This window comes from Serratia ficaria, assembly GCF_900187015.1.
Lineage (GTDB): Bacteria > Pseudomonadota > Gammaproteobacteria > Enterobacterales > Enterobacteriaceae > Serratia > Serratia ficaria.
In genome coordinates this window covers 4,628,810-4,643,145 of the sequence record NZ_LT906479.1, presented here as the reverse complement: position 1 = coordinate 4,643,145, position 14,336 = coordinate 4,628,810, and the positions used below count along the sequence as shown (strand labels likewise).

Here is a 14,336-nt window from a genome sequence, read left to right as displayed (position 1 = left end):
TTGATGGCAAAAGTAGAGTTCGATTTTGAGCAGATCCAGGATGTGCCGACCTTCTACCGCGACTTTGCGCGCAAGTTCGCGCTGGGCGAGGAGTTTGGCGCCAATCTGGACGCGCTGTGGGACGTGGTGACCGGCGACATCGGCCTGCCGGTGGAAATAGAATTCACCCACCTCAACGCCCGCAGCAAACGTCGTTTTGGCGCGATTATCCTGCTGTTTGAAGAGGCGGAGGAAGAGCTGGAAGGCAGCCTGCGTTTCAACATTCACGAAAGCAGCGGCGAACCGGCGCATCACCGGGGATGAAGCGGCTTCATCCCCGGGTGACGGCGGCGATCATTCGGCCGTCTCGGCCAGATCGCGCAGGTACTGGAAGATTTGGCGGTAGGCTTTAGGCGGCTTGTTGGCGGCCTTCTCTTTCTGCGCGTTACGCACCAGCGCGCGCAGCTGCTGGCGATCGGCTTCCGGATACAGATCCAGGACAGACGGGATCGCATCATCACCTTCTTCCACCAGGCGGTCGCGCAGCGCTTCCAGCTTGTGGAACAGCGAAACCTGTTGGTTGTGGCGGTTTTTCAGCTTGTCGAGCGCGGTTTGGATCGGCTCTACGTCGCGGGCGCGCAGCATTTTGCCAATCAGCTGCAGCTGACGGCGGCGGCCTTCTTTCTTGATCTTCTGCGCCAGCTCGATGGCGGTGCGCAGATCTTCGTCCAGCGGAATGCGTTCCAACGCGTTTTTGCCCAGATCGACCAGCTCGGCCCCCAGGTCTTTCAGCGCTTCGGCATCACGTTTAATCTCACTTTTACTGACCCAGATAATCTCGTCATCGTCCTCGTTTTCATGCTCCGGGACATCGTCGAGCCAATCTTCAGGCTGTTTGTTCATGGTAGGCTCCGTCAAAAAGAGGCTAATCCTAACAGGTTGCCGGCTTTATGCGAAATTCAACGCGGTTCCTGTTAGACTCAAAGGCATAAATCTCATGATTTTTGCGCGTGACTCCGCGCGCAACCACGCCGCCACGGCACTTTTCTCAACGATTTTCTGATTAATTATGGCAGATTGATGAAAGTAGTCACTCAAGTTGCAGAACAGCGCAAGGCGCTGGAACAGGCCGTTTCACAGGCTTTGGAACTGGCGCGCGCCGGCTCCGATGCGGCAGAAGTCGCCGTCACCAAATCCACCGGCATCAGCGTCAGCACCCGCTTCGGCGAAGTGGAAAACGTCGAATTCAACAGCGACGGCGCGTTGGGCATTACCGTCTATCACCAGCAGCGCAAGGGCAGCGCGTCGTCCACCGATCTCAGCCCGGACGCCATCGCCCGCACCGTGCAGGCGGCGCTGGATATCGCCCGCTATACCTCACCGGATCCCCACGCCGGCCCGGCGGAAAAGGACCTGCTGGCGTTCGAGGCGCCGGATCTGGACCTGTTCCACCCGACCGAGCTGGACGCCGAGCGCGGCATCGAGCTGGCGGCGCGCGCCGAGCAGGCTTCCCTGGCGGCGGATAAACGCATCACCAACACCGAAGGCGGCAGCTTTAACAACCACTACGGCATCAAGGTGTTCGGCAACAGCCACGGCATGCTGCAAAGCTATTGCTCCAGCCGCCACTCGCTGTCCAGCTGCGTGATCGCCGAGCATGACGGCGACATGGAGCGTGATTACGCCTACACCATCGGCCGCGCGATGGGCGACCTGCAGAGCCCGGAATGGGTAGGTCAGGAGTGCGCCCGCCGCACGCTGGCGCGCCTGGCGCCGCGCAAACTGTCGACCATGAAGGCGCCGGTGCTGTTCGCTTCGGAAGTGGCTACCGGGCTGTTCGGCCATCTGGTGGGCGCCATCAGCGGCAGCAGCGTATACCGCAAGTCGACCTTCCTGCTGGATTCACTCGGCCGGCAGATCCTGCCGGATTGGCTGACCGTCGAAGAGCACCCGCACCTGTTGAAAGGGCTGGCGTCGACGCCGTTCGACAGCGAAGGCGTGCGCACCCAAAGGCGCGACATCGTCAAAGACGGCGTGCTGCAAACCTGGCTGATGACCAGCTATTCGGCGCGCAAGTTGGGCATGCACAGCACCGGCCACGCCGGCGGCATCCATAACTGGCGGATCGCCGGGCAGGGCGCCGACTTCGCCGGCATGCTGAAACAGCTTGGTACCGGCCTGGTGGTGACCGAACTGATGGGCCAGGGCGTCAGCGGCGTGACCGGCGACTACTCGCGCGGCGCCGCCGGTTTTTGGGTAGAGAACGGCGAGATCCAGTATCCGGTCAGCGAGATCACCATCGCCGGCAACCTGAAAGACATGCTGCGCAATATCGTCAGCATCGGCAGCGATATCGAGACCCGCAGCAATATCCAATGCGGCTCGGTGCTGTTGCCGGAAATGAAAATCGCCGGCCAGTAATCGCCAATCCTCCTGTGCGGCCGGCGTTCGCCCGGCCGCTTCTTAACCTTGCTTACAAATCTCCGGTTTCGGTTTTTGCCGCGCTTGCCTATGTTAACCATGAGTTAAATAAAACAATAACTGGAAGGTGAGCGAATATGCAGAACAAACTGAAGGCGCTGGTGGCGTTGGCGTTGCTGGCCGCCAGCTCGTTGGCGGCCGCCGCCGATCTGGCCGACGATATGGACACCATCGCCGCCAATTACAAAACGGCGCTGGGCACCGATTCAACCGATACTCTCAAGCAAAGCCTGCAAAACATGCGCGCCGCTGCGCTGGACGCCAAACGGGGTACCCCGCCGAAGCTGGAAGACAAGGCCGCCGACAGCCCGGAAATGAAAGACTTCCGCCATGGGCTGGATCAGCTGATCGGCCAGATCGACCAGTCGCTGGCTCTAGCCAATCAGGGCAAGCTGGCCGAGGCCAAGCAGGTGGCGCAAGGCTTCAAGCAAACCCGCGACGCCAACCACAAGAAATTCCGCTAAGCCGGACCCGGCCCTCATCCGTCGCGCCGTTCCTCCGCCAGATAGGAGGACGGCGCCCGCCCCAGCACGCGGCGAAACATGGTAGAAAACGCCGCGCTGCTTTCGTAGCCCATTTCCATCGCCACTTGGGTAACGCTTCTGCCCGCCGCCAGCTGCGCCAGCGCCAGCACGACGCGGGCGCGTTGCCGCCATTGCGAGAATGACATGCCGGTTTCGCTGCGGAACAGACGGCTGAAGCTGCGCAGGCTCATGTACAGACGATCCGCCCAGGCCTGCGGGCTGGCCTGGGCTTCCGGCTGTTGCAAAAACTGCTGGCACAGCGCGCTCAGCCGCCGATCGGCGGGCAGGGGGATATGCAACGGCAGCGGTTGCAGCCCTGCCAGTTCGTGCAGCAGCAGCGCGGCCAGGGCGCCGTCTCTGCCCTGCCGCTGATATTCCAGCGGCATCTCCACCGCGGCGATCAGCAGCTGGCGCATCAGCGGGCTGATGCCGACCACCTGGCACAGCGGCGAGGCGGCGGCGGGCAGCGCGTCCGGTTCGATATACAGGCTGCGGGTGCTTACCCCCACCATCTTCACCGCATGCGGCATCTGCGGCGGCAGCCACACCGCATGCTGTGGCGGCACCAGCCAGTTGCCCTGGCGGGTAAACACCTGCATGACGCCGGTAGCGCCGTACAGCAGCTGAGCGCGCCGGTGGCTGTGCAGCGGCAGCTGAAAGCCCGGAGGGTAGTCGGTGCCGATGGCGATCAGCGGGCGTTGAATGTGATCGACGTTATCAATGTGGGCGTTGCGCATGCCGTGGTCCGATCGGATTGGCCGAAACGCAATGATAGTTGGCCTGTCATCGCATGCAAGCCAGCTGCGGTCGTTTTATCCTGCCGTTCGACCTTTCGCTCGGGAGTTTCAACGCTATGACGGATATCTTACTCGTGCTGTTTGCCGGGTTTTTCACCGGCGTTACCACCATTATGTTCGGTTTTGGCGGCGGTTTCGTGGTGGTGCCCTTCGTTTACCATCTGATTTCAGCCTCGGGCGAACAGCCCGGTCAGGCTATGCATATTGCGGTGGCCACCTCGGCGGCGGTGATGATCCTCAATGCGGGATACGCCACGCTCACCCATTGGCGCAGCGGCAACCTGCAGCCGGAGACCGTCACGCCGCTGATCTTTTATATCGGCATCGGCGCGGCGTTTGGCGCCCTAGTTTCCAGCCTGCTGGCGGATGAGGCGATCCGCCTGCTGTTCGTGATCTATATGGCGGCGAGCATCGCCGATTGCCTGCTGCGCCGGGGTTTTCTGGTCAAGCCGGCGCGGGCCGAACTTTCCGCGGCGACGCGCTGGGTCGGCGGGCCGCTGATCGGGATGGTCGCCACCCTGCTGGGCGTGGGCGGCAGCGTGATGACCGTGCCGCTGCTGCGCCGGCATGGCTATGACATGAAGCACTGCGTCAGCGCGGCCAATCCGCTGTCGCTGCCGGTCGCGGTGATCGGCGCGCTGATGTACGTGGCGCTGGGCTGGCGCGAGATGGCGGGGCCGCAGTATCTCGGCTACGTCAACCTGGGCATTCTTGGGCTGCTGGTGGCGGCGGGCATGGCGGGGATTGTCTTTGCCAGGCGCTGGTTGCCCAGGGTCGATGATGCGTTGCACGCCAAAATTTACGTGCTGCTGCTGATTGCGGTCACCCTCGCCATCAGCCTGTAGAAACAGAAAGGGCGGCCAGACGCCGCCCCGATCGCCGCTTAGCGGTGGTATTCACCGGCCGCTTCCGGCTGGTACAGCAATTCCAGCACTTCAATCTGCGCTTCCTCGCCGTTCGGCAGCTGCCAGGTGATTTGCTTGCCGACGTGCATGCCCAGCAGCGCGGCGCCCAGCGGCGCCATCACCGACAGCTGATCGTGGCTGTCCTTCAGCGAGGCCGGGTAAACCAGGGTGCGCACGTGTTCTTCCGCGGTGTGCAGATCGCGAAAGCGCACGCGGCTGTTCATGGTCACCACGTTGGCCGGGATCTTTTCCGGCGGCAAGATTTCGGCGCGATCCAGTTCGTCGTTCAGCGCGGCGGCGACGTCGGTGTTGGCAAAGGCCGGTTGTTCCAATAGCGCATCCAGGCGTTCCGCATCCAGCTCATTAACAGTAATGGTTGGTTTGGTCATTCCACTCTCCAGTCAAATCAAAGGGCGCCAGCCTGCGCGCCCATAAATTCGGAAAAACAACACAAAAGCAACACCCCCGCGCCAGAGGAGCGGGGGTGTGGGTAATGTCGGTTTGTCTGACTGATAGTAGGCGGTTAGGGCGTGAAAAGAAAGAGATCCCGATCACGAAGCTTTTCACCGCCGCAGGCCCAACTGGAAACAGTTCGTCAGGCTATCTTTTTGTAATCTAATTAACTTATCTGCCGACCCGGCGTTTTGCGAAATGGATCCCTGCGCGTCATTCGATTTCCACTTCGAACTGGAAAAAAACGGAGTACACAGAAAATCTTCCCGGGGTTAGGGTAAAGACATCAAAGAAAGCGGGTTATTCAGGTGATGCGCTTTGCGGCTTACAGATTAATGTTGGATCTAGGGGTACTGAAAAGTGAATGATGGATCTGCTTCGTTAAAACAAACTGAAGGATCGGATATCGGCGCAGCCGGGGCGATCACCGCTCAGGTGTTGGCGGATATTACTGCGATGTTGAACGCGGAAAATATTTATACCAATGAGGTGCAGCAGCAGATGCTGGAGTCGCATATTCGCGCCATGGTGTTGCGTTCAATCACCGGCGAGCCGCTGCCGGAAGTGGATAAATCCCTGTTTGACGAGATCTCTGCCGAGTCGATGCAAATGGCGCAGCGGGTAGTGAATCAGTTTACCACCTTGCCAATCGAAGAAGCCTATTTGCTGTCGGTGCATTTCGAAGTGGCGAAAGATAATAACCAAAGCGTTTAACGAATTAACTTTAATCAGGAGAAAATACCATGGGTCAAATTACCGTAGTGATCGGCGATCGTCTGGGCAAAGGTCAGAAAGTTGGCCAGGGCATTGAAAACGCAGGCGGAAAGGCGATTGTCATCCCCGGCGTCGCGGCGGACATGAAGCTGGGCGACGTGATGAAAGCGGAAAACGCGCAGCTGGGCATCTCCTTCTGCGGCAGCGGTGGCGCCGGTGCAATTACCGCGCAAACCAAACATGGCTACAAGGCGAAATACGGCATGCGTTCTGTTGAAGAGGGCGTAACGGCTATTAACGAAGGCTGTAATGTGCTGGGTTTCGGCTTTATGGATAAAGAAGAGCTGGGCCAGAAACTGGTGGAAGCCTACATCAAAAAACACGGCAATCCGTAATGAAAGAGCAATATACCACATCGGTAAAGGTGGAGGGCAAGGGCGACAGCAAAGCGAAAGCTTTTGCTTCCGCCTTGGCGAATGTGCAGGGCGCGGTATTAAAGTCCACCAACAATATTCTGCTGCGCATAGAACCGCAGGACGTCAGCGTATTGAAAGCCGAAGAGAAAATAACTAAAGAGAAATTTCTTTTCTTCTTTTTGCCGCGTGAAAGAAAAAGCTATGCCGTTTCTCTGGAAATAACCGTGAGCGTGACAATCATCAATACTGAAAAGGTTGTCTTCGTCACGAAATAAAAACGTTAGCATAAATGAAAGGGTATACTGATGTTTTTAATCATCTTATTTAAGTCGCTTATTATCGGCGGCCTGGTGGGGGTCGGCGTAGGGGCCGGCGCCGCGCGCATGTTCCATGCCCCGACCACCCAGGGCATGGGGGCGTTCCGCACCCTGGGCGAGCTGAACTCCTGCGAAGGCGATCCGGCTTCCCACTTCTCGTTCGGTCTGGGCTTCTTCTTCAACGCCTGGGCGTCTTCCGTGGCGGCAGGCTCCTTCACGCAGGACGTTGACCACCGCATCATCCCGCACTGGGGCGCGGCGGCGCTGATGGTCAAAAACCGCAATCTGGCGCAGACGCTGCACGATCCGAAAAAAATGGCTATCGCCTGCGGCATCATCGGCATGCTGGTGGTGGCCTTCCTCAACACCACCGCCTCGGCGGTACCCGCTGCGCTGCAGGTAACGGCGATCAAGGTGCTGGTGCCGGCGGCCAACCTGCTGGTCAATACCGTGATGCCGGTGATCTTCTGGCTGGCGGCGATCGACGCCGGGCGCCGCTCCGGTTTCTGGGGCACCATCTTCGGCGGCCTGGCGCAGCTGATCATGGGCAACGCCGTACCGGGCCTGGTGCTGGGCATCCTGATCGGTAAAGGCGTGGAAGAGAGCGGCTGGAACAAGATCACCAAGATCATGATGGCGGTGATCGTGCTGCTGTTCGTGCTGAGCGGCTTCTTCCGCGGCTTCGACATGAAAGTCCTCGAGTCCTTCAGCCTCGGCGTGCCGGGCTGGCTGGACGCCATTCACAATACCCTGAGCGGTAAATAAGGAGCGGGATGATGGAAGAACAAACCCAAAAAGGCTTCTGGTACGCCGACTGGTCATTCCCGATTTTCGTCGGCCTGCTCTCGTCCGGCGTGTTCGCCGGGACGCACATGTATTACCTGTACGGCATCGGCGCCTTTAACGAAGTGGCCTTCGTTTCCATGCTGCGGGCCGGGATGGACACCGGCGTGTACGGCGCGGTGGCGGCGTTCGGCGCCAGCTTCCTGTTCGCGCGCATCATCGAAGGCTCGCTGGTGGGCATCCTGGACATCGGCGGCGCGATCCAGACCGGCGTCGGGCTGGGCGTGCCGGCGCTGTTGCTGGGCGCGGGGATCATCTTCCCGGTGGCCAACTTCGCCGCTTCGCTGGTGACCGGGCTGGTTATCGGCGTGGCGATCGGTTACGTGATCATCCTGGCGCGCAAGTTCACCATCAATCAAAGCAACTCCACCTACGGGGCGGACGTGATGATGGGTGCCGGCAACTCGTCCGGCCGCTTCCTCGGCCCGTTGATCATCCTGTCGGCGATGACCGCCTCCATTCCGATCGGCATCGGTTCACTGCTCGGCGCGCTGCTGTTCTATATCTGGGGCAAGCCTATCACCGGCGGCGCCATCCTCGGCGCGATGCTGCTGGGCGCGATTTTCCCGGTCGCCATTTCGTAACAACCGGCCCCCTCGGGCGGGTAAACGGCAGAGGGGGCCGGCGTGTAGCAGAAGGAGTAGGCAGTATGTATGACTTAGTAATCAGAGGCGCCAGGCTGGCGGACGATACGCTGATCGATCTGGCGGTCAAGGACGGCAAGATTGCTTCCGTCGGCCGGCTGGCGGCGGACGTCAGCGCCCGGCGCCAGCTGGATCTGGCGGGCAATTGCCGCCTGAGCGCCGGTTGGATCGACTCCCACGTGCACTGTTATCCCTCTTCGCCGATTTACCATGACGAACCGGATTGGGTCGGCGTCGCCGGCGGCGTCACCAGCGTGGTCGATGCCGGCAGCACCGGCGCCGACGATGTCGATGAATTCTATGCCCTGACGCGCAGCGCCAAAACCAACGTCTTCGCCTTCCTGAACATCTCGCGCATCGGCCTGCTGCGGCAGAACGAACTGGCCGACCTGGCGGACATCGATAAGCAGGCGGTGAGCCAGGCCATTAACGGCCACCCCGGCTTTATTATCGGCATCAAGGCGCGCATGAGCAGCAGCGTGGTCGGCCAGAACGGCACCCGGCCGCTGGTGTTGGCCAAGGAGATCCAGCAGGAGAACAACCGGCTGCCGCTGATGGTGCATATCGGCAACAACCCGCCGGATCTGGACGAGATCGCCGATTTGCTGACGCGCGGCGACATCATCACCCATTGCTACAACGGCAAGCCGAACCGCATCCTGACCCCGGCGGGCACGCTGCGCGAGTCCATCCAGCGCGCGCTGCAGCGCGGCGTGCTGCTCGACGTGGGCCATGGCACCGCCAGCTTCAGCTTCGAAGTGGCCCGCCAGGCCATCAGGCTGGGCATTTTGCCGCACACCATCAGCTCCGACATTTACTGCCGCAACCGCATGGCCGGGCCGGTGCACAGCCTGGCGACGGTGATGTCCAAGTTCTTCGGCGTCGGCCTGTCGCTGCCGCAGGTGATCGCCTGCGTGACGGAAAACGCCGCGTCGGCGCTGCGTCTGGCCACCAAGGGCCGCCTCGAGCCGGGTTACGACGCCGATTTCACCCTGTTTGAGCTCCGCGATACGCCGCAGGTGTTCGCCGATTCGGAAGGGCAAACGGCCGACGGCGAACAGTTGCTGGTTCCGCTGGCCGCGGTGGTGGCCGGGGACATCTTATTAACCGAACAAGGGAAAGCCGCTCATGTCTTCAGTCTATGAAAAATATAATTTAAAGCAGGTCATCAACACCTCCGGCCGCATGACCATGCTCGGCGTTTCCACGCCGCGCCAGGAGGTGATCGACGCCGTGGACTACGGCCTGAACCACTACTTTGAAATCAAGGATCTGGTCAACAAGACCGGCGCCTACATCGCCAATCTGCTGAACGTGGAGGATGCGGTGATCGTTTCCTGCGCCTCGGCGGGCATCGCGCAGTCGGTGGCGGCGCTGATCGTCAAAGACGACGCCAACCTGCTGGTAAACCTGCATTCGGCGCCGATCGCCGTGCCGCGTGAGGTCGTGCTGCCGCGCGGCCACAACGTCAACTTCGGCGCGCCGGTCGACACCATGGTGGCGCTGGGCGGCGGCAAGGTGGTAGAGGCGGGCTACGCCAACGAATGTTCGGCGGAACAGATTGAAGCCTGCATCACGCCGCAGACCGCCGCGATCCTGTACATCAAATCTCACCACTGCGTGCAGAAAAGCATTCTCTCGGTCGAACAGGCGGTCGTGGTGGCGCGCAAACACAACCTGCCGCTGATCGTCGACGCCGCGGCGGAAGAAGATTTGCTGTGCTACTACCAGATGGGCGCCGATTTGGTGATCTACAGCGGCGCCAAGGCCATCGAGGGCCCGACCAGCGGCCTGGTTATCGGCAAGAAAGAGTACGTGGAGTGGGTGAAGCTGCAGTCCGGCGGCATCGGCCGGGCGATGAAGGTGGGCAAAGAGGGCATTCTCGGCCTGACGCAGGCGATTGAAAGCTATCTGACGCTTGAAAAAACCACCGGCGAGCAGATGGTGGCGCGCATGCAGGCGTTTATCGACAACCTGAACACCCTGACCGGCGTCAGCGCCAAAACCGTCTGGGACAGCGCCGGCCGCGACATCGCCCGTGCGGAAATCAGCTTTGACGAAGCGGTGCTGGGGCGCTCGACCTACGATATCGTGCAGGCGCTGAAAACCGGCGATATCGCCATTTACTTCCGCGGCTACAAGGCCAACGAAGGCAAGATCGAAGTCGACGTGCGCAGCGTCGACGAACAACAGCTGATGACCGTCTTTAGCTGTATTAAAAACCTGTTCACGGAGAAACAAGCATGAAGCTGCAGCCTAATTACTATCGCGACCGCGTTTGCCTGAACGTGCTGGCCGGCTCCAAAGCCAATGCGCAGGATATCTACGCCGCGGCGGAAGGGCATGTGCTGGTGGGCGTGCTCTCCAAAAATTACCCGGACGTCGACAGCGCGGTGACGGACATGCTGCGCTACGCGCGACTGATTGAAAACGCGCTGTCGGTCGGCCTGGGCGCCGGCGATCCGCGCCAGTCGGCGATGGTCAGCCTGATTTCCCAACAGGTTCAGCCGCAGCACGTGAATCAGGTGTTCACCGGCGTCGGCGCCAGCCGCGCGCTGCTGGGCCAGAACGACAGCGTGGTCAACGGCCTGGTGTCGCCTACCGGCCGCGTCGGTTGGGTGAAGATCTCCACCGGCCCGCTGAGCGCCGCGGCGCCGGACGGCGTGGTGCCGGTGGAAACCGCCATCGCGCTGCTGAAAGACATGGGCGGCAGCTCAATCAAGTATTTCCCGATGGGCGGGCTGAAGTGCAAAGACGAGTATCAGTATGTGGCCAGGGCCTGCGCCGAACACGACTTTATGCTGGAACCGACCGGCGGCATCGATCTGGAGAATTTCGAACCGATCCTCGAGATCGCGCTGGAGGCCGGCGTGAAGCGGGTGATCCCGCACATCTACAGTTCGATCATCGACGCCGCCAGCGGCGACACCCGCCCGCAGGACGTGAAAACCCTGTTGGCGATGACCAAAAAACTGGTCGGCTAACGTGCGCCAATGGATGGCGTAAGGCAGGGAGGCTAACGGTTTTGTTCCCACGGGCGCGGCTTGCCGCGCCGCTATCTATGATAAGGATAACTATGCGAAACTGGCAGTCTCCTACCTTAAGCACCGCGTTGTCCCTGGCGCTGTCGGCCATGTTCAGCTCGGCGCTGCACGCTGAGGATGCAATGCGCTCCACGTCATCTCATTTTGCCTATATCGGCACCTACAATCCCAACGGCGAAGGCGTTTACCGGGTACGGGTCGACCCGGCCAGCGGCGCGCTGAGCGCGCCTGTGCTGGTCAGCAAAGCGCCGAACCCGGCGCAGCTGACGCTGGACGCCGGCGGCAAAACGCTGTACGTCGCCAGCGAAGTGGCCGATTTCAACGGCGGCAAACACGGCGGCATCACCGCCTATCGCGTCAACCCGAGCGACGGCGGCCTGACGCAGCTCAACCAGGTAGACTCGCAGGGCGCCGGGCCGGTGTATCTGTCGCTGACGCCGGACGGCGGCCATTTGCTGGTGGCTAACTACGTCAGCGGCAGCGTGGCGGCGTTTCCGGTGGAACAAGACGGCAGCCTGGGCGGCGCCAGTTCGGTGCAGCAGCAGCAGGGGCCGGCGGGCGCGGGCAAACCGGCTGCGGCGGTGGAGGGCAGCTTCGCCATCAGCGATCACAACGGCCCGCACGCGCATATGATCGCCAGCGATCCGAGCGGCAAGTTTGTCTTCTCTACCGATCTGGGATTGGATCGCATCTACCAGTGGCGGTTTGACGCCGCCAGCGGCAAGTTGACGCCGAACGATCCGCCTTGGATCGCCGCGTCTTCCGCCGGGGCCGGGCCGCGGCATTTCGTGTTCCACCCGGACGGCAAAACCTTGCTGCTGGTGAATGAAGAGGCTTCGACGCTGACCAGCTACCGTTTTGACGGCCAAAAAGGTACTCTGAAACAGCTGCGCGCCGTTTCTACGCTGCCCGCCGATTATAAGGGTACCAGCTTCGCTGCGGGGCTGGCGCTGAGCCAGGACGGCGGCAATCTGTATGTCGCCAATCGGCTGCATAACAGCATTGCTCAGTTCGGCGTCGGCGCGGAAGGCGAACTGACGCCGGTGGCGGAAACCTGGACGCGCGGCGACTACCCGCGTTCACTGACCCTGAGCCCGGACGGGCGTTATCTGTATGCGCTGAATCAGCGCAGCGATAACGTCACCCGTTTCAGCGTAGATCCGGCCAGCGGCAAGCTCAGCTTTGCGGCTGGCTATACGCCGATCGGCAGCCCTTCACAAATGGCGTTCTTGCCGGTGGCGAAGTAACCCGTTGCCCCCCTGACTTTTCGGGCGGGCACCCTGATTAACGGAAACAGAATGGTACGATTCCCTTACCCGCGTTTGGCCTCTTTGTTTGATGCTCTGCAGTCCGAAACCTTGCCGCAGGACGAGCTGGCCAAGCGTTTCGCCGTCTCCACCCGCACGGTGCGGGCGGACATCACCGCGCTGAACGATATTCTGGAAAAATATGGCGCGCGCTTCGTGCACAGCCGCGGAGCCGGTTATCGCCTGCAGGTGGACGACGCCGCGCTGTTCAGCGCCCTGCAGCATCAGGAACGCCGCAAGCACGCCACCCCGCGCAGCGCGCAGGAACGGGTGCATTATCTGTTGGTACGCTTTTTGACCTCAGCCTTTTCCCTGAAGCTGGAAGATCTGGCCGATGAATGGTTTGTCAGCCGCGGGACGCTGCAAAACGACATGGCTGAGGTGAGGGAGCGTTTGGCGCATTATCAGCTGACCATCGAAACCAAACCGCGTTACGGCATGAAGTTGTTCGGTTCTGAGATGGCGATCCGCGCCTGCCTGACCGATCTGCTGTTCCAGCTGCATCTGGCCGACGCCGAAAATCCGCTGCTCAATAACGACATCCTGCTGCAGCCGCAGGTAGCCGCCTTCGCCGGGCTGCTGCACCCGCTGCTGTCGCAGTACGCCATTCGTCTGACCGATGAGGGCGAGCAATATCTGATCTTCTACTGCGCGGTGGCGCTGCGGCGCATCGGCGACGGCTATCCGCTGCCGGACTTCGACGTGGAGGACGGCGACGACGCGGTGCGCAAGGTCTCCACCTGGCTGGCCGGCGAGTTGCGCAAGGCCTCCGGCAAGGAAATTTCGATGGCCGAAGAGGCCTATCTGCGGGTGAATATTGCCGCGCGGCGGGTGCAGGAGGTGCAGCCCACCGAGATCAACGCCGATGACGAAGAGGCGCTGGTGGACTACATCCTGTCTTACATCAACGCGCACTATAACTACAACCTGCAGGGCGACAAACAGCTGCGGGCCGACCTGCTCACCCACATCAAAACCATGATTACCCGGGTGAAATACCAAATCAACATACCCAACCCGCTGCTGGCCAACATCAAACAGCATTATCCGATGGCCTACGACGTCACGCTGGCGGCGGTCTCCAGCTGGGGGAAATACACCCCTTATACCCTGAGCGAAAACGAGATCGGCTACCTGGTGCTGCATATCGGCGTGGGCCTGGAGCGGCATTACAATATCGGCTACGAGCGTCATCCGCAGGTGATGCTGGTGTGCGACACCGGCAACTCCACGGTGCGGATGATCCAGGCGCAGATCGCCCGCAAATACCCGCAGCTGGTGATGACGCGCATCGTTTCGCTGCGCGATTACGAGATGCTGAACCACATCGACGAAGACTTCGTCATTTCCAACGCCCGCATCGGCGAAAAGAACAAGCCGGTGGTGGTGATGTCGCCGTTCCCGACCGAGTACCAGCTGGAGCAACTGGGCAAGCTGGTGCTGGTGGATCGCACCAAGCCCTACATGCTGGAAAAGTTTTTCGACGCCGGCCACTTTATGGTGATCAACCAGCCGCTGACCCAGGCGGAGCTGTTCAGCACGGTGTGCGGCCAGCTGGAGCGGGAAGGCTATGTCGGCGAGGATTTCTATCCTTCGGTGGTCGAACGCGAGGCGATAGTTTCAACCCTGCTGGGCGAGGGCATCGCGCTGCCGCATTCGCTGGGATTGCTGGCGAAGAAGACCGTGGTGGTGACGCTGCTGGCGCCGCAGGGCGTAGCGTGGGGGGAGGGCGAAATCGCCCACGTGATCTTCCTGCTGGCGATCAGCAAAAGCGACTATGAAGAGGCGATGGCGATCTACGAGCTGTTCGTCACCTTCGTGCGCGAACGCTCGATGAGCCGGCTGCTGGGCAGCGACAGCTTCGACAGCTTCAAGGCGGTGGCGCTGGACTGCCTGAGCAGGATTTAGCGGC

The 14,336-nt window shown here is 61.0% G+C and carries 17 protein-coding genes; 14 read left to right on the top strand and 3 right to left on the bottom strand.

Going from position 1 to position 14,336, the window contains the following annotated elements; translation table 11 throughout:
• The first annotated feature begins 3 nt into the window (after positions 1 to 3).
• Complete coding sequence (locus tag CKW09_RS21800) at positions 4 to 303, top strand: barstar family protein (protein WP_061797099.1); 300 nt, start codon at positions 4 to 6, stop codon at positions 301 to 303.
• Between the two features lie 30 nt (positions 304 to 333).
• On the opposite strand, the gene yjgA is transcribed toward CKW09_RS21800, so the two are convergent.
• Entirely contained in the window at positions 334 to 882 is a 549-nt protein-coding gene (gene yjgA, locus CKW09_RS21795; RefSeq protein WP_061797057.1) for a ribosome biogenesis factor YjgA, read from the bottom strand.
• 177 nt (positions 883 to 1,059) lie between these two features.
• Between yjgA and pmbA the strand changes: the two genes are divergently transcribed.
• The gene (gene pmbA, locus CKW09_RS21790) at positions 1,060 to 2,400 is read left to right on the top strand and encodes a metalloprotease PmbA (protein ID WP_095099439.1); all 1,341 of its coding nucleotides are present in this window, start codon (positions 1,060 to 1,062) and stop codon (positions 2,398 to 2,400) included.
• Positions 2,401 to 2,537: 137 nt separating this feature from the next.
• Complete coding sequence (gene cybC, locus CKW09_RS21785; RefSeq protein WP_095099436.1) at positions 2,538 to 2,924, top strand: cytochrome b562; 387 nt, start codon at positions 2,538 to 2,540, stop codon at positions 2,922 to 2,924.
• Between the two features lie 14 nt (positions 2,925 to 2,938).
• Here the strand turns inward: cybC and CKW09_RS21780 are convergent, their stop codons facing one another.
• Entirely contained in the window at positions 2,939 to 3,721 is a 783-nt protein-coding gene (locus CKW09_RS21780) for an AraC family transcriptional regulator (RefSeq protein WP_061797063.1), read from the bottom strand.
• A gap of 116 nt (positions 3,722 to 3,837) precedes the next feature.
• Between CKW09_RS21780 and CKW09_RS21775 the strand changes: the two genes are divergently transcribed.
• Positions 3,838 to 4,626: a sulfite exporter TauE/SafE family protein gene (locus CKW09_RS21775; RefSeq protein ID WP_095100291.1), complete on the top strand. Its 789-nt coding sequence runs from the start codon at positions 3,838 to 3,840 to the stop codon at positions 4,624 to 4,626.
• 38 nt (positions 4,627 to 4,664) lie between these two features.
• Here the strand turns inward: CKW09_RS21775 and rnk are convergent, their stop codons facing one another.
• Entirely contained in the window at positions 4,665 to 5,075 is a 411-nt protein-coding gene (gene rnk, locus CKW09_RS21770) for a nucleoside diphosphate kinase regulator (RefSeq protein WP_061797065.1), read from the bottom strand.
• Between the two features lie 424 nt (positions 5,076 to 5,499).
• Between rnk and CKW09_RS21765 the strand changes: the two genes are divergently transcribed.
• The 10 genes from CKW09_RS21765 to CKW09_RS21720 all read left to right on the top strand — a co-directional run bounded on the left by CKW09_RS21765 (position 5,500) and on the right by CKW09_RS21720 (position 14,332).
• Complete coding sequence (locus CKW09_RS21765) at positions 5,500 to 5,853, top strand: glycine dehydrogenase (protein ID WP_061797066.1); 354 nt, start codon at positions 5,500 to 5,502, stop codon at positions 5,851 to 5,853.
• A 29-nt stretch (positions 5,854 to 5,882) separates the two neighbouring features.
• Positions 5,883 to 6,248 carry a glycine-rich SFCGS family protein gene (locus tag CKW09_RS21760; RefSeq protein WP_095099433.1) on the top strand — a complete coding sequence of 122 codons (366 nt, stop codon included), beginning with the start codon at positions 5,883 to 5,885 and terminating at the stop codon, positions 6,246 to 6,248.
• A complete protein-coding gene (locus tag CKW09_RS21755; RefSeq protein ID WP_061797070.1) occupies positions 6,248 to 6,544 on the top strand; it encodes a DUF4312 family protein in 297 nt (98 codons plus the stop codon). Before CKW09_RS21760 ends, CKW09_RS21755 begins: the two co-directional genes overlap by 1 nt.
• Positions 6,545 to 6,574: 30 nt before the next feature.
• A complete protein-coding gene (locus tag CKW09_RS21750; RefSeq protein ID WP_061797072.1) occupies positions 6,575 to 7,351 on the top strand; it encodes a DUF4311 domain-containing protein in 777 nt (258 codons plus the stop codon).
• 11 nt (positions 7,352 to 7,362) lie between these two features.
• Positions 7,363 to 8,013 (top strand): DUF4310 family protein, encoded by a 651-nt coding sequence (locus tag CKW09_RS21745; protein ID WP_061797102.1) that lies wholly within the window; start codon positions 7,363 to 7,365, stop codon positions 8,011 to 8,013.
• 65 nt (positions 8,014 to 8,078) lie between these two features.
• A complete protein-coding gene (locus CKW09_RS21740) occupies positions 8,079 to 9,218 on the top strand; it encodes an amidohydrolase/deacetylase family metallohydrolase (RefSeq protein ID WP_061797074.1) in 1,140 nt (379 codons plus the stop codon).
• On the top strand, positions 9,202 to 10,320 hold the full coding sequence (locus tag CKW09_RS21735; RefSeq protein WP_061797076.1) for a DgaE family pyridoxal phosphate-dependent ammonia lyase: 1,119 nt from the start codon (positions 9,202 to 9,204) through the stop codon (positions 10,318 to 10,320). Before CKW09_RS21740 ends, CKW09_RS21735 begins: the two co-directional genes overlap by 17 nt.
• Positions 10,317 to 11,057, top strand: coding sequence for a 2-dehydro-3-deoxy-phosphogluconate aldolase (dagF, locus tag CKW09_RS21730; RefSeq protein WP_061797078.1), 741 nt, complete (start codon positions 10,317 to 10,319; stop codon positions 11,055 to 11,057). The genes CKW09_RS21735 and dagF overlap by 4 nt, the downstream gene beginning before the upstream one ends.
• 92 nt (positions 11,058 to 11,149) lie before the next feature.
• The gene (locus CKW09_RS21725) at positions 11,150 to 12,364 is read left to right on the top strand and encodes a lactonase family protein (RefSeq protein ID WP_095099427.1); all 1,215 of its coding nucleotides are present in this window, start codon (positions 11,150 to 11,152) and stop codon (positions 12,362 to 12,364) included.
• 51 nt (positions 12,365 to 12,415) lie between these two features.
• Positions 12,416 to 14,332, top strand: coding sequence for a BglG family transcription antiterminator (locus tag CKW09_RS21720; RefSeq protein WP_095099424.1), 1,917 nt, complete (start codon positions 12,416 to 12,418; stop codon positions 14,330 to 14,332).
• The last annotated feature ends 4 nt before the right edge of the window (positions 14,333 to 14,336 follow it).

Bases quoted from the DNA above. Each gene is read 5' to 3' on its own strand.
- dagF (WP_061797078.1), top strand. From the start codon at position 10,317: ATGAAGCTGCAGCCTAATTACTATCGCGACCGCGTTTGCCTGAACGTG.
- CKW09_RS21745 (WP_061797102.1), top strand. From the start codon at position 7,363: ATGGAAGAACAAACCCAAAAAGGCTTCTGGTACGCCGACTGGTCATTC.
- CKW09_RS21720 (WP_095099424.1), top strand. From the start codon at position 12,416: ATGGTACGATTCCCTTACCCGCGTTTGGCCTCTTTGTTTGATGCTCTG.
- CKW09_RS21740 (WP_061797074.1), top strand. From the start codon at position 8,079: ATGTATGACTTAGTAATCAGAGGCGCCAGGCTGGCGGACGATACGCTG.
- rnk (WP_061797065.1), bottom strand. From the start codon at position 5,075: ATGACCAAACCAACCATTACTGTTAATGAGCTGGATGCGGAACGCCTG.
- CKW09_RS21750 (WP_061797072.1), top strand. From the start codon at position 6,575: ATGTTTTTAATCATCTTATTTAAGTCGCTTATTATCGGCGGCCTGGTG.
- CKW09_RS21775 (WP_095100291.1), top strand. From the start codon at position 3,838: ATGACGGATATCTTACTCGTGCTGTTTGCCGGGTTTTTCACCGGCGTT.
- pmbA (WP_095099439.1), top strand. From the start codon at position 1,060: ATGAAAGTAGTCACTCAAGTTGCAGAACAGCGCAAGGCGCTGGAACAG.
- CKW09_RS21760 (WP_095099433.1), top strand. From the start codon at position 5,883: ATGGGTCAAATTACCGTAGTGATCGGCGATCGTCTGGGCAAAGGTCAG.
- CKW09_RS21780 (WP_061797063.1), bottom strand. From the start codon at position 3,721: ATGCGCAACGCCCACATTGATAACGTCGATCACATTCAACGCCCGCTG.
- CKW09_RS21800 (WP_061797099.1), top strand. From the start codon at position 4: ATGGCAAAAGTAGAGTTCGATTTTGAGCAGATCCAGGATGTGCCGACC.
- CKW09_RS21755 (WP_061797070.1), top strand. From the start codon at position 6,248: ATGAAAGAGCAATATACCACATCGGTAAAGGTGGAGGGCAAGGGCGAC.
- yjgA (WP_061797057.1), bottom strand. From the start codon at position 882: ATGAACAAACAGCCTGAAGATTGGCTCGACGATGTCCCGGAGCATGAA.
- cybC (WP_095099436.1), top strand. From the start codon at position 2,538: ATGCAGAACAAACTGAAGGCGCTGGTGGCGTTGGCGTTGCTGGCCGCC.
- CKW09_RS21735 (WP_061797076.1), top strand. From the start codon at position 9,202: ATGTCTTCAGTCTATGAAAAATATAATTTAAAGCAGGTCATCAACACC.
- CKW09_RS21725 (WP_095099427.1), top strand. From the start codon at position 11,150: ATGCGAAACTGGCAGTCTCCTACCTTAAGCACCGCGTTGTCCCTGGCG.